Source organism: Desulfuromusa kysingii, assembly GCF_900107645.1.
In the GTDB taxonomy this organism is placed as follows: Bacteria; Desulfobacterota; Desulfuromonadia; order Desulfuromonadales; family Geopsychrobacteraceae; genus Desulfuromusa; species Desulfuromusa kysingii.
The window spans coordinates 226,867-240,385 of record NZ_FNQN01000002.1; the positions used below are offsets into that span (position 1 = coordinate 226,867).

A 13,519-nucleotide genomic window follows, 5' to 3' on the forward strand; every position below is an offset into this window, starting at 1 on the left:
GTCAAACCTGAATCTCAAGAAAGATGCTATAGTTCCAAGCAACAAAATTCAGGCCAATCAAAATCAATCTTTAACTCTTAGTCGCGAACAGATAGAAACAAGGCAGAGAGATGCATATAGCAATCATTGGTGGGGGGGCAGCGGGTTTCTTTGCGGCGATCAACGTCAAACGTAATCACCCGGCGTCGACAGTTATCATTTTTGAGAAGTCACAACACCTTCTGGCCAAGGTCAAAGTTTCAGGTGGAGGCCGTTGTAATCTCACCAACAACTGCACCGGTATAAAAGAGCTCTCAGCCGCCTATCCACGCGGCAGAAATGCTTTAAAAAAAGCTTTTCGGCGGTTCGACAACCAGCAGGCTATCCACTGGTTTGAGTCGCGGGGCGTTCCCCTGGTCACTCAGGAAGACAACTGTGTCTTCCCTGTCTCACAAAACTCCCAAAGTATTATTGATTGTTTTCTAGAACAGGCCGCTAAAGCCAAGATCAAAATTGAACTGAGGATGGGGGTCAAAGCGATCACTCCGATCGATACTAAGTTGCAGCTGGACTTTGTGGGTAAAGAGAATCCAGCCAGGATCTTTGACAAGGTCATCGTTGCCACAGGAGGATCACCGAAAAGGGAAAACTTACTCTGGCTGGAAAAGCTGAAACACCAGATTGAGCCGCCAGTTCCATCGCTATTCTCGTTCAAAATAGCGGACGATCCGATTACCGAACTCATGGGGATTGTTGTGGAAAATTCCTTGGTCAGCATTCAGGGGACCAAGTATAGATCTGCAGGGCCCTTGCTGATCACCCATTGGGGAATGAGTGGCCCGGCAATCCTGAAATTGTCATCCTTGGCCGCCCGCTGGCTCAGTGAAGAGAACTACCATTGCAATATCCTGGTGAACTGGACAAATCAACGTAATCAAGATGAGGTTCTGACCCAATTGCATAACATGGCAACTGCACACCCAAAGAAACAGTTGGCAAATCTCAGACCCTACTCTCTGACTGATCGCATGTGGAGTTACTTGCTAGACAAAATTAACCTGTCGACAGGTAAACCATGGGGCGAGATCGGCAAAACCGGATTCAACCGGCTGGTCAATGTGCTGACCAATGATATTTATACCGTCAAGGGACAGACTCAATTTCGCGACGAGTTTGTGACTTGCGGGGGAATCAGCTTGAACAGTATCGACGTTAATACCATGCAAAGTAAAACCTGCAAAAACCTCTACTTTGCTGGGGAGATCATGGATATCGACGGGATTACCGGTGGGTATAACCTTCAAGCGGCATGGACGACAGCTTTTATCGCCGCCCAATTGGATTGACAGCAGGGGCGCAATCAACTACTGTCCCGCCCAATTAGCTTTATTTATCAAACGTTTCTGGCAACCGGACAGGCTAGTCCAGAGCCACGACAACATAGCCATAAGGATTTGTCCATGTCGTTTCAATCTCTGGGATTATGTGCCGAACTGCTGAGCGCAATTGCCACTCAAGGGTACACCACCCCCACTCCGATCCAGACCCAAGCAATACCGGTGGTGTTTGCAGGTCTTGACTTACTCGCTGGCGCGCAGACAGGAACCGGAAAGACAGCGGCGTTTGCCCTGCCCATTGTGCAGATGCTAAGCGCAACCACTCCAACAAAAAAACGTCGTAACCCACGTGCTTTGATCCTGGTACCAACCCGCGAACTCGCGGCTCAGATTAGTGAACACATGCAGAATTATGGCCGCCGGTTATCATTGCGATCAACCATGATCTACGGTGGAGTGAATATCCAGGCACAGATTGAACGGCTGCACCGGGGAATTGATATTGTCGTCGCCACACCGGGACGGTTGCTCGATCACGCCGCTCGCGGAACCATTAAACTCTCTGAAATCCAATTCCTCGTCCTCGATGAAGCGGATCGAATGCTCGACTTAGGATTTATCGATGAAATCCTCAAAGTCGCAGAGTATCTGCCACAAGAACGACAGTCGCTGCTTTTTTCAGCGACCTATTCCCAAACCATCAAGCAGCTAGCGGATGAATTGCTCAAAAACCCAAAACAGATTCAAGTCGCACGGCAAAACATTGCTGCGGATGATATCAACCAGGTCATCTATCCGGTAGAACGCAGCCGCAAGCGGGAGATGATCTCTCACTTGATCCGCCATGGTCAATGGAATCAAGTTCTGGTTTTCACCCGAACCCGCTACAGCGCTGACAAACTCACCGCTGAACTCCTCTTTGATGGGATCAACGCCGCAGCGATCCACAGCAATAAGAGCCAGTCGTTGCGGACACGCACTCTGAAACAATTTAAACAGGGGGAACGACAAGTTCTGGTCGCAACCGATGTCGCATCACGGGGGCTCGATATCGCCCACTTGCCCTATGTGGTCAACTATGAGTTGCCTGATGTTCCCGAAGACTATATCCACCGCATTGGCCGCACTGGACGCGCAGGTGAATCAGGCCAAGCACTGTCACTGGTCTGCCCTGCTGAACAACCCAAGTTACAAGCCATTGAAAAATTACTCAAAGGGACCATCCCGAAACAGACCATCGCAGAATTTCCGCTGTTGCCGGTGAAGCGAGGCGCGCTGAAAAAGCCCCGCAAAGCGACCATCAGCAAACCGGATCCAAAGAAAGTTGCGGCAAAAACGAAGGCCAACGCACCCCATAAAGGCAAGTCGACACCAAAACCTAAAAAAGTGCAGAAGTCGAACAAATCCAGAACCGTTGGTCGAAAAAAGGCAGCCCCCGCTCGCGCAACATCTCAAGGCGGACGTCGAGGAAACAGGTCATAGCGTGCAGCAAGAGTCGCAACAATTGACAATGCGCAAGCTGATACTTTGCGACGGTAACAATAGTCGAACTTAAAGGTATCGGCATTTTTTGAAACAGGATCAGCATGAAGATAACAACAAACACTCTCCATATTATAACCATTGCACTCTGGCTAACTCTTTGCTCCGCCATACCAGCGATGGCAGTTCAATCGGGCTGTCGACAGGCAGCAGATCGCTGGATTTTGCAGTTAAATGACCCAAAGAATACCGAACTATTTCAACGCTATGCGGACAACAACTGTCAATTCTCGGGAAAGTGGGTCAAACGCTCTGAGGATAATACATCCAAACCTCAAAGAGAGAGGATGTGCCAAGATCTGGTTCTGCTCTGGTCATACAAAAATTGTATTTATTTCCGGGACGTCATCAATCCCGAAGCTTATGAACCCTGTAAAGCCTGGAGCCGGGAGATGCATCAGCACTGTATGGATAATGATGTTCAGTGGTTTCCTTGAGTGCAGCAGCGCAAGTTTTCTAAAAGAGAAAATTCGCCACGTGGTCAGCTTGTAAATACCAGGGCATAATTCCTCATTGATACCATCCTTGCTTCTCTTGCAACTTTAATTGCCCATAGTTATGGCGTAAGTCTAAAGATATGCTAGAGTGGAAGCGCCCTTTCACCCGCGCAGATTGCAGGTGATTTTTTAATTCCTCTCATCCCTTTTGGAATCACCATGAAAAAAACGTTTAAAATGTCCCATCCAAAGATTAAACTCCCGAGGTTGGTTGAAGCCTTCAAATATGAAGTTAAAAAGTATATCCGCAGAGAACGGCGCAAAGAGCTCCCCCCCGGTGTAGATTTTTGGGACTTTGACTGTCGTTATGGTGCTGATGAAGCTAGCAGTGAGGTCATCCATCTCTCTGCGATCAATAAATGTATTTCCCAGGCCGAAGCAGAACAGCTCGATTCCTTTTATTTGGAAATTCTCGTCAAACCGGGATATCGAAGTAAAAAACCCAAGGACGAGCGGCAAACAGAAGAAGAAGGATCAACGACTCAAGTCCCGGAATATAAACAGTAGCGACTCAAGTCACTTGGGGAAGAACGAAATTCCAGATAATTTTAACCTTGCAGTTCTGATTGGAGCATCGCCGTGACCAACAATGACGTCTTACGCCGCATCCGCTTTATTTTCGATTTCAGTGATTCAAAGATGATGGCACTGTTTGCCCTGACAGAGCATCAGGTCACCCGGGAGCAGATCAGTGACTGGCTGAAAAAAGATGATGATCCTGCATATCAGAGCTGTAACGATGCACAACTGGCAATTTTTCTGGATGGATTAATTATTGAGAAACGCGGTAAAAACAATGGGCCACAGCCCGAACCAGAGCAACGGTTGAATAATAATATTATCTTCAGAAAATTGAAGATCGCATTAAATCTACATGCCGAACACATCTTGGAAATTATGGCTTTAGTTGATGTGCAGATCAGCAAGCACGAACTCAGTGCCTTTTTCCGTCGTCCGGGACACAAACACTACCGTGTTTGCAACGATCAAATCTTCCGTAATTTTCTCAAAGGGTTACAACTCAGATATCGTCCCGATTCTTTGACAGTGAACGCTGTAGAGTTGCCCGTGGATTAATCCACCTCTGAACCCTGGACTTTCACCCTGCGGTAAAGCAGCTAACACATCAACTGAATATGCGTACTTTATAGAAACGTCCTTTAATTTTATTGCGGCTCAAAAATGCCAACGCTTCCTTTGCACTCCCACGGCGGATGGCAACATAGGTATGAAAATTAAAAACATTTATCTTCCCAACCTCACTTCCAAGAATCCCCCCCTCACCGGTTAAGGCCCCAAGGACATCACCGGGACGCATCTTGTTTTTACGTCCACCATCAATACAGAGAGTCACCATAGGTGCTGCGAGGGACGCAGAAGAGGGCATAGTTAAACTCTCCAACTCTGCCCAGGGGACACTGGAGCCCAGATAGTTTTCTATCGCCGTTGCGCGACGATTCTCCGCTGCCGCCACCAGGCTTAAAGCCACCCCCTGTTCCCCGGCTCGCCCGGTGCGACCAATACGATGAATATGCACCTCTGGATCGCGGCTCAGTTCATAGTTAATAACAGCAGCTAACTCCTTAATATCGATTCCCCGCGCAGCGACATCGGTTGCGACCAGAACCGAGACACTTTTATTCGCAAAACGTGCCAGCACTTGATCACGCTCACTCTGCTCCAGATCACCATGGATCGCTAACGCTGAAAAGCCACGTTCCGTTAAGGCATCTGCCACCTCCTGGCACCCTTTTTTGGTGTTGCAGAAGATCAGCGTTGATTCAGAGCGGTAATGTCCGAGAATCCGGGCCACAGCAGCAACCCGCTTGTCTGCTTCAACAACAAAGAAGCGCTGCTCGATTTGCTGATCATCGTGGGTAGCATCGACTTTCACCGTCAGCGGATGCTGCTGTATCGATGCGCTCATCGTGGCTATCGATGGTGGATAGGTCGCTGAAAACAAAAGGGTTTGACGATTTCTTGGAGTCGCAGCAACAATCACGTCCAGATCGTCTTTAAATCCCATATCGAGCATCCGATCGGCTTCATCAAGCACTAACATCCGCAACGATTTCAGATCAAGACTACCGCGTCCCAGATGATCCAGAATTCGTCCCGGGGTCCCAACGACAATATGAGCACCGTGCTCTAAAGAACCAAATTGAGGCCCAAAAGGGACTCCTCCACAGAGGGTGAGAATCTTGACATTTTCAATCAAACGGGCCAACCGCCGTAATTCTTTGCTGACTTGGTCGGCAAGTTCCCGGGTTGGACACAACACCAGCCCCTGAATACAAAAGCGGGGGACCACGATCCGCGACAAGAGACCGATACCAAAGGCCGCAGTTTTACCGCTTCCGGTTTTTGCCTGAGCAATAACATCGGTTCCCGACAGAATCAGAGGCAAGCTATCGGCCTGAATCGGGGTCATCTCATGATAATCAAGAGAAGCGAGATTTTTGAGCATTGCAGCTTTCAGGGGCAAAGAGGCAAACAAGGTCGATTTCATGAAGGGCTCTTCTTTAAAAGGAATAAGTTCAGATGGCACGAACAAAGTTCGTCAACCATTTCGTTCAGCACATCAATAGCACAATTTACGGAGGAATGGTGGGGTAGTTACCAAGGATCGGGAGAGAACACAGCAAGGCTCCCTGTTGCCAGGCAGCCTTGCTGTAACTTTGAGAGCTAGTATTTAACCGATAAACATCTGTCCAAGAACATAGCCAACCAGACAGGCGACGATAACTCCAATCAAACCCGGCATCATGAAACTGTGATTAAAGTACCATTTACCGATTTTTGTCGTCCCCGAAGTATCAAAGGTCACCGTAGCGATATCTGACGGGTAATTAGGAATGAAGAAATAACCGTAGCAAGAGGGCATGATCCCGATCAGTAAAGCTGGTGACAGACCGAGTCCCAGACCGACTGGCAACATCATCCGGCAAGTTGCAGCTTGGCTGTTAACAACAACCGAGACAATAAACATTGCCAGAGCGAAAGTCCACGGATAAGCGGTTACCATTTCAGTAATTCCACCTTTAAAGCTTGGCATCGCGAATTTAAAGTAAGTATCACTCATCCAGGCAATACCAAAGATAGCAATTGCAGCGACCATTCCAGATTTAAACACAACACCTTCAGGAACTTTGGCGGTTTTGGTTTTAGTCGCAAGGAGAATAATGCCACCAAAAGCAAGCATCATCATCTGGATGATAACCGACATTGAGACGGGCTTGGATCCTTCAGACAGAGTACGGATACTCGGAACCATCGCGATCACGACAATGGTTGCCAACGCGAGCAAGAAGATCAACACGGCATTCCGAGCGGAAGTCGGTAATTTCTCATCAAGAGTCGTAGCGGTTGTTTCTTCAATGCGTTTTTTCCAAGTGGGATCTTTTAGACGTTCTTGATATTCAGGATCATCCTTCAACTCACGCCCCCGCCGCAGACTATAAACCGACATGGCCAAGACACCAAGCAGAGTAGCAGGAATCGTCACCGAAAGAATGGTGATCAAAGTAATATTGGCACCAAGGCCGGACATTTGTGACAGATAATAAACAACCGCAGCGGAGATTGGACTGGCGGTAATCCCCATTTGTGAAGCCACTGAAGATGCTGCCATAGCCCGTTCTGGGCGGATATCATTTTTCAAAGCAACATCGCCAATAATTGGCATAATGGTGTAAACGGCATGGCCAGTTCCGAGCATAAAAGTCATGGTATAGGTAACCAATGGGCCCAAAATCGTGACCATTTTCGGCTTGGACCGGAGGATCCGTTCTGCCACCTGCAACATATATTTGAGACCACCTGCTGCTTCAAGAATTGCGGCACAGGTGACAACCGCCAAAATAATCAACATAACCGTGATCGGAGGGCTGGTTGGTGGCATCTTGAAAATAAAGACTTCAATGACCAGACCGATACCGGAAACCACACCGAGACCGATACCACCGTAGCGACTACCAAGATAAAGCATAAGCAACAGAAACAGGAATTGAATGTACAGCATGACAAATCTCCTTTGTCGAGGGGTGAGCGTCAATTGACGGATCATCGTTCGTAAGGATACTTTATTTGTCCTGCAACTATCTGTATACAAAAGGAATTTAAAAAAGGTTTATTCTTTTGTGGTGATTTTGGTGATTGTGCTCACGGAGCAGATTTCTCAATCAGTGGGGGCAGATAAGTTAGCCGATACGCAAATAACGCCGCTCCGGCCGGCCGACGACTCCGTAAATCAAGTCGGCCTTGAGAAACCCTTCCGTCACCAGGAACTCAAGATAACGGCGCGCGGTTGAACGACTGATACCAACAGCTTTACCAACTTCTTCCGCGTTCATATTCGACACTTCTGTATTTTCAAAAACTTCACGGACCTTACCGAGGGTCAACGCGTCAATCCCTTTAGGGATCGCTCCGCTCTCGGTGGTTGCCACATGGTGAGGATGGAGCAAACGGTCAACATCTTTTTGTTCGAGCGCCCCACCTGTCTGTAATTGCCGAAAGTAATCGTGGAATTTATGTAATGACTCCTGAAAACGGGGGAAAAACACCGGCTTGATGATATAGTCAAATACGCCGCCACGAATAGCCTCTTGCAAAGAAGACATCTCTCTGGCAGCGGTGACGAGGATCACATCACAAGGCTGATCACTACTGCGGATCTGTTTCAGCAGATCCATCCCGTTCCCTTCGGGAAAAAACAGATCAAGCAGAACCAGATCAGGTTGTAAAATTTCAACCATATCTGATGCGTCGGCAATATTGTTAGCCACCCCGACGACCTCAAATTCCGCGAGTTTTTCAACAAAGCGTTGGTGTAACTCGGAAATACGCATGTCATCTTCAACCACCAGAACCCTGACTTTTTCCTCAGTCATACCTTTATCCATTTCCCTTAAAAACAGGACTACTTAGGAAGAATAACCGTAAATAAAGCACCACCTAATTCACCATCGCTAAAAGTCATTTGCCCGTTGAGGCTCTCGACCGCCCGCTTAACCAGGCTCAGACCGGTGCCACGGCCATGACCCGCCTTGGTTGTCACTCCAACGGTAAACAGATCATCGACAACCTCAGCAGCAACCCCCTTCCCCGCATCTTCCACCTCAATAATCAGATCGTGGCCAAGATCTGTCAGATAAAGCCTGACGAGCTGTTGCCCTTTGGCTTCACGCACAGCATCAAAAGCATTATCAAGCAGATTCCCCAGAATCGTCACTAAGGACTCCCGTTCAATGTCTGCAGGTAAGTCGACAAAAGAATTCTGGGCATCAAACTCCAATTCGATTTTCAATTCGCAGGCGCGATTATACTTACCCAGAATCACCCCGGCAACTACCGGATCGGGAACGGACTTGGCCAGATTATGGATTAATTGCTGATAACCGCTGGACTCGTTAATCACCAGATCAAGGGCTTCCTGATGGGCTCCGAGCTGAATCAATCCAGCAATCGTGTGCATCTTATTGGAATACTCATGGGTCTGGGCGCGCAACAACTCTGAATACTCTTGCACATGCGACAATTCCCGTGCCAATCGATCCAGCTCATCTTTGGGGCGGAAACTGACAACCAACCCTCCCCGTTTCGGATCAAGCGGCAAGATATTGACAATCATCGGTCGATTCAGCATCTCCATCTCTTGATCTAAAACTTTGACACCGGCGTGCAGGGCTTCTGCGAGGTCGGGACAGGGACAGACTTCTTTAAGTGGCTGCCCATGCAAATTCTTATCAAAATCATTCCCCAGGTAACGCCGTGCCGCCGTATTGACGAAGGTCAGCTCACCCCGGCCGTCAACTGCAATTATCCCTTCACGTATGGCTCCAATAATGGCGTTACGTTCGTGAAATAATGCTGCAATTTCATGGACTTCTAACCCCATTATGGCGGCCTTTAATCCACGGGCAATAAGGGTGGCACCGAAAACGCCAAAAAGGAGAACAATCCCGACATAACTTAAGATTTCCAGCTGTTTGTCATGAATCATCTGATTGATATCACTAATCAGATAACCGACAGCGACAAACCCTGCAACGTTTTGTTGATCATCGCGAATAGGGACAATGCCACGCAATGAAGGTCCCAGCGTGCCAACGGCAAGGGAAGCATAAGATCTCCCTTCCAGCAATGCTTCGCCCAGATCACCACCGACAAAATGCTTGCCAATCCTTTCAGGATTGGGGTGGGACAGACGGATCTCCTCGGTATCGCCCACGACCACATATTCGGCCCCTGTTGCGTAACGTATCGCTTCAGCTACGGACTGGACAAGTTGCACGTCTCGATTCAACAGACCCGTTCGGATTTGTTGATTAATCGCAACAACTTCGGCAACGGATACTGCCTTTTGCCCGATTTGTTCGCGTAGCAATTTCTCTGCTGAGTCGGAGAAAAGCGCGCCGATCAAACTCACCAAAATCATCAATAACGCCGTCACCAGCAAACTGAGTTTAGTCTGTAGGCGGCGGGGCAAAAATTTATCGATCAACTGATAAAATAGCAAACGGTCTCCTGATCTGCTGGTTTGGATCTCAACCTGATCATCGTTGGAAAATATAGAAATTGATAAATAGCACTGAACACAAATTTCAGTACAGGAAGTGTTTGATTTTCTCCCCTTTTTCACCAATTTCAGTCATCGCGTCTATCCCGATCTGCAAATGGGTATCGGACCAATCTTGGGTCACCTGCTGATCGGATTCTTCTGTTTTTATCCCTTCGGGGGTCAATGGAACATCGGAAACCAGCAACAAAGCCCCACGGGCGATCACATTATAGTGACCAACGATAAAGATCGTAGCGGTCTCCATATCGATGCCGATACTGGTCATCTGTTTAAGCTTTTGCAGAAACTCCTGATCGTGTTCCCAGATACGTCGATTGGTGGTGTAAACCACCCCGGTACGGTAATCGTGATGATGCTCAAGAATTTTCTCTGAAACAAACTTGTGGAGTTTAAAAGATGGCAGCGCCGGAACCTCGGCAGGAAAATAATCGTTACTGGTTCCGTCACCACGGATAGCGGCGTTAGGTAAAATAAAGTGCCCAATTTCAGTCGATTTTTTCAGCCCACCGCACTTACCGAGGAATAGTGCCCCTTTCGGGTGGATCGCGCTGAGGAGATCCATAATAGTTGCGGCGTTGGCAGAACCGATGCCAAAATTTATAATTGTCAGTCCGCGACTATTTGTTGCCGCTTGCATAGGGCGGCTTTCACCCTGAATATTGCAGTCAAACCTCTGGGCAAATTTATCGACATAGTGACGAAAGTTGGTGAGTAAAATATAGTCGCCAAAGTCATCAAGGGGCATCCCGGTATAACGCGGCAGCCAATTTTTAGTAATATCCAGACGATCAACCATAGAGCCTCCTAGATCCTCCTAACGACAGACGACCAGATTTGCCGTCTGTGCCTTTAAATCAAAGACAACTTTCACCTGCTTGTTTCTGAGCTGGTGTAGCACCTGTTCCACCTTATCTTCCAGAGTACAACCAATATCTCCCCAATCGGCACCGTCTCGGCTGACAAATTCTTCAATCATCTGCCGGAGAGTCTCGGCTTTAAGTTGCTGGTAAGGAACATCGATCCCCTCTTCATGAAGGTCAGCTATTTTATTTTCGGACACAAGTCATCTCTCCATCCCATTTATTGCTTTTATTTTATTGTTAGATGAGGCTATAAGATCCTTTTTATGCTCACGCGTCAGCTTCTTAATCTGCGCTTCCCGACGACTCGCGCTGCTACGGTTGTGACCGGTCTCTAGATAGACCACCTGCTGCGGCGAACAACGACGGAAGTATTTTGCGCCGGCCCCGGCGACATGTTGGTCAAAGCGGCGTTGGACATCAGTTGTAATGCCGGTATAAAGTGAATCATCCGAACAGAGGATCATATAAACGTGCCAATGCTTATGCATCATAACTTTTCTTTGTTGCCTGTCAATTTGTAGACGTTTTTCACGGTAACATGCAAATGGAATCAACACCATCGACATCGGCTTGCAGAGAAATCCTGCAACATACACTTCTGCCACTTCTCTAACCCAAAAAGGGACATTATGAGCCAACAACAGAGTCAAGATCCACTCCACGGAATAACTCTGGAAAAGATTCTGGAACGACTGGTTGAACATTACGATTGGAGCGAACTTGGGCAGAGGATTGATATCCGCTGTTTTAATAGCAATCCTTCCATAAAATCCAGTCTGAAATTTCTCCGCCGGACCCCTTGGGCACGTAAAAGGGTCGAAGACCTTTATCTCGCCATGGGTTTGGATAATCAATAGAAAAGGATTCAAATCTGGAGAAAAAATATTAAACCCATCATTCCCTTTGCGATCAACTGACGCGACACCGCCCTTGACACCGGCAGCAAAGCCGATTAAATTGCGCCCCATTAAAAGAAGATATAAAACAGTGCCACAATAAATCCCTCTCAAAGGCTTGCAGAATGATTGAACCTTTTAAAATGGGCTATACCGCAATTGGCGGTCTGGGTATCTTTATCCTCGGCATGAAATACCTCTCCGACAGCTTGCAAATGCTGTCCGGAGGCCTGATCCGCAAGGCCATCTCTTCTGTAACGACGAACCGCTTTCTGGCCGTACTCGTCGGCCTGTTTGTCACCACCTTTGTCCAATCTTCATCAATTACGACCGTTATGGTTGTCGGTCTGACCAACGCCGGCTTAATGCAATTGAATCAAGCGATCGGGGTCATTCTCGGCGCCAATATAGGGACCACCATCACCGGTTGGATTCTCGCTGTTAAAATAGGGAAATATGGCTTGCTGCTGATCGCCCTGGGGGTTTTCCCCATGCTCTTCTCAAAGAATGAGCGGGTCTCTGCTAGCGCCAGAATTCTGGTGGCTCTGGGGATGATCTTTTTTGGGCTCGAAATCATGAGTGATGCTTTTAAGCCACTCCGTAGTGACGATGGCTTCATGAGCCTGATGCTCTCTCTGGATGCTCAATCACTGCTGAGCGTCCTCGGTTGCATTGCTATCGGTTGCATGATGACCATGATTATTCAGAGCAGTTCGGCGATGCTTGGTATCACCATTGCCCTCGCGACCACGGGTGCCATTCCGCTCTACACCGCTATCGCCCTGGTTATGGGTGAAAATATCGGCACAACAATTACCGCTCAATTTGCCGCTCTCGGCGGAAGTATTGCCTCTCGGCGGGCAGCCATGGCTCACAGCGTCTTTAACGTGCTTGGGGTGGTCATCATTGTCTCCTTTTTCTCTCCCTACGTCGGGATGGTTGAAAGGATCGTCCCCGGGGTTGCCACCTTCACCAATGCGGATGGGAACCATCCCTACATTGCCGCCCACATCGCCATGGCGCATACGATCTTTAATGTCACTGCCACTTTGGTGATGTTGCCCTTTATCAACTACCTTGCTCGCCTTGTCGTCAAAATAGTGCCAGAAAAGCAAGGGGCAGAAAAAGGCTCGTTCAAATATATCGGCGCACCAGGAACCATCCCTATCGCCATGGGGATTCCAATGATCTTTGAAGAACTCAAAAGAATGCAAAGACGAGTCAACAAAGCTCTGCGTCACTCTGGAAGTTTTCTACAACGTGACTTAAAAGGACGCGATCGGTTCTACCGTAAAGTCGCTGATCTTGAAGACGAAACCGATATCATTCAACATGAGATTACCACCTTCACCGTCACCTTGATGCAAGCCGGAAATGCGAGCAACACCCAGTCAGACAGAGCCTACAGCTTTATCCGCGCAGCTGATGAGTTAGAATCTATTGCTGACTATGCCGCCTCCCTCTGTTCCTATATGAAGCGTCTGGATAAATACGAACTCGATTATAGTCAGGATGGCTGGGATGATCTGATTGGCTTTCATCATGAAGTCTTTTCTTTTTTCACCCAAGTGTGCAAGGCATTTAGTACCGATGATGCGAGCAGCACACGGAAAATCTACGATGAAGCCAGCAGGCTTAATGACTTGGCAGATAGAATTCGGCGAGCCCACCTTGACCGGATGAAAGATGGGAGCTGTGCCGCCCTCCCCGCTCTGACCTTCAGCGACATGGCTGTTGCCCTGCGCCGCATCAAGAACCACACTGTCAACCTGCACGAAGCTCTCTTTGCCGACACCTCATTAGGAGCCTGACCTGAAACTCC

14 protein-coding genes are annotated in these 13,519 nt (G+C 48.2%); 7 read left to right on the forward strand and 7 right to left on the reverse strand.

The window, feature by feature from the left end:
- Window positions 1–110 precede the first annotated feature (110 nt).
- The 5 genes from BLU87_RS04195 (at window position 111) to BLU87_RS04215 (ending at window position 4,432) form a co-directional block, all read left to right on the forward strand.
- Window positions 111–1,325, forward strand: coding sequence for a BaiN/RdsA family NAD(P)/FAD-dependent oxidoreductase (locus BLU87_RS04195; protein ID WP_092345033.1), 1,215 nt, complete (start codon window positions 111–113; stop codon window positions 1,323–1,325).
- 114 nt (window positions 1,326–1,439) lie between these two features.
- Window positions 1,440–2,798 carry a DEAD/DEAH box helicase gene (locus BLU87_RS04200; protein WP_092345035.1) on the forward strand — a complete coding sequence of 453 codons (1,359 nt, stop codon included), beginning with the start codon at window positions 1,440–1,442 and terminating at the stop codon, window positions 2,796–2,798.
- Between the two features lie 104 nt (window positions 2,799–2,902).
- Window positions 2,903–3,295 (forward strand): hypothetical protein, encoded by a 393-nt coding sequence (locus tag BLU87_RS04205; RefSeq protein ID WP_092345037.1) that lies wholly within the window; start codon window positions 2,903–2,905, stop codon window positions 3,293–3,295.
- Window positions 3,296–3,514: 219 nt separating this feature from the next.
- Window positions 3,515–3,862, forward strand: coding sequence for a DUF6172 family protein (locus BLU87_RS04210; RefSeq protein ID WP_092345039.1), 348 nt, complete (start codon window positions 3,515–3,517; stop codon window positions 3,860–3,862).
- A gap of 72 nt (window positions 3,863–3,934) precedes the next feature.
- The gene (locus BLU87_RS04215) at window positions 3,935–4,432 is read left to right on the forward strand and encodes a YehS family protein (RefSeq protein ID WP_092345041.1); all 498 of its coding nucleotides are present in this window, start codon (window positions 3,935–3,937) and stop codon (window positions 4,430–4,432) included.
- A 49-nt stretch (window positions 4,433–4,481) separates the two neighbouring features.
- Here BLU87_RS04215 and dbpA read toward each other — a convergent pair whose 3' ends face one another.
- From dbpA to BLU87_RS17765, 7 genes are all read right to left on the reverse strand, one after another.
- Window positions 4,482–5,864, reverse strand: a complete 1,383-nt coding sequence (gene dbpA, locus BLU87_RS04220) for an ATP-dependent RNA helicase DbpA (RefSeq protein WP_092345043.1) — start codon at window positions 5,862–5,864, stop codon at window positions 4,482–4,484.
- A 183-nt stretch (window positions 5,865–6,047) separates the two neighbouring features.
- A complete protein-coding gene (locus BLU87_RS04225; RefSeq protein ID WP_092345045.1) occupies window positions 6,048–7,376 on the reverse strand; it encodes an anaerobic C4-dicarboxylate transporter in 1,329 nt (442 codons plus the stop codon).
- Between the two features lie 178 nt (window positions 7,377–7,554).
- Window positions 7,555–8,247, reverse strand: a complete 693-nt coding sequence (locus tag BLU87_RS04230) for a response regulator (protein WP_092345047.1) — start codon at window positions 8,245–8,247, stop codon at window positions 7,555–7,557.
- Window positions 8,248–8,276: 29 nt separating this feature from the next.
- Window positions 8,277–9,875, reverse strand: coding sequence for an ATP-binding protein (locus BLU87_RS04235; RefSeq protein WP_217637432.1), 1,599 nt, complete (start codon window positions 9,873–9,875; stop codon window positions 8,277–8,279).
- Window positions 9,876–9,960: 85 nt separating this feature from the next.
- Window positions 9,961–10,734: an AMP nucleosidase gene (locus BLU87_RS04240; RefSeq protein ID WP_092345049.1), complete on the reverse strand. Its 774-nt coding sequence runs from the start codon at window positions 10,732–10,734 to the stop codon at window positions 9,961–9,963.
- An 18-nt stretch (window positions 10,735–10,752) separates the two neighbouring features.
- Window positions 10,753–10,998: a YheU family protein gene (locus BLU87_RS04245; RefSeq protein WP_139167461.1), complete on the reverse strand. Its 246-nt coding sequence runs from the start codon at window positions 10,996–10,998 to the stop codon at window positions 10,753–10,755.
- Between the two features lie 3 nt (window positions 10,999–11,001).
- Entirely contained in the window at window positions 11,002–11,451 is a 450-nt protein-coding gene (locus BLU87_RS17765; protein WP_281242496.1) for a GIY-YIG nuclease family protein, read from the reverse strand.
- On the opposite strand from BLU87_RS17765, the gene BLU87_RS04255 reads away from it, so the two are divergent.
- Together BLU87_RS04255 and BLU87_RS04260 are read left to right on the forward strand one after the other, a co-directional pair.
- Window positions 11,431–11,658 carry a VF530 family protein gene (locus BLU87_RS04255; RefSeq protein ID WP_092345051.1) on the forward strand — a complete coding sequence of 76 codons (228 nt, stop codon included), beginning with the start codon at window positions 11,431–11,433 and terminating at the stop codon, window positions 11,656–11,658. The two genes, BLU87_RS17765 and BLU87_RS04255, sit on opposite strands and share 21 nt — an antisense overlap.
- A gap of 164 nt (window positions 11,659–11,822) precedes the next feature.
- Window positions 11,823–13,508, forward strand: coding sequence for a Na/Pi cotransporter family protein (locus BLU87_RS04260; protein ID WP_092345053.1), 1,686 nt, complete (start codon window positions 11,823–11,825; stop codon window positions 13,506–13,508).
- Window positions 13,509–13,519 lie beyond the last annotated feature (11 nt).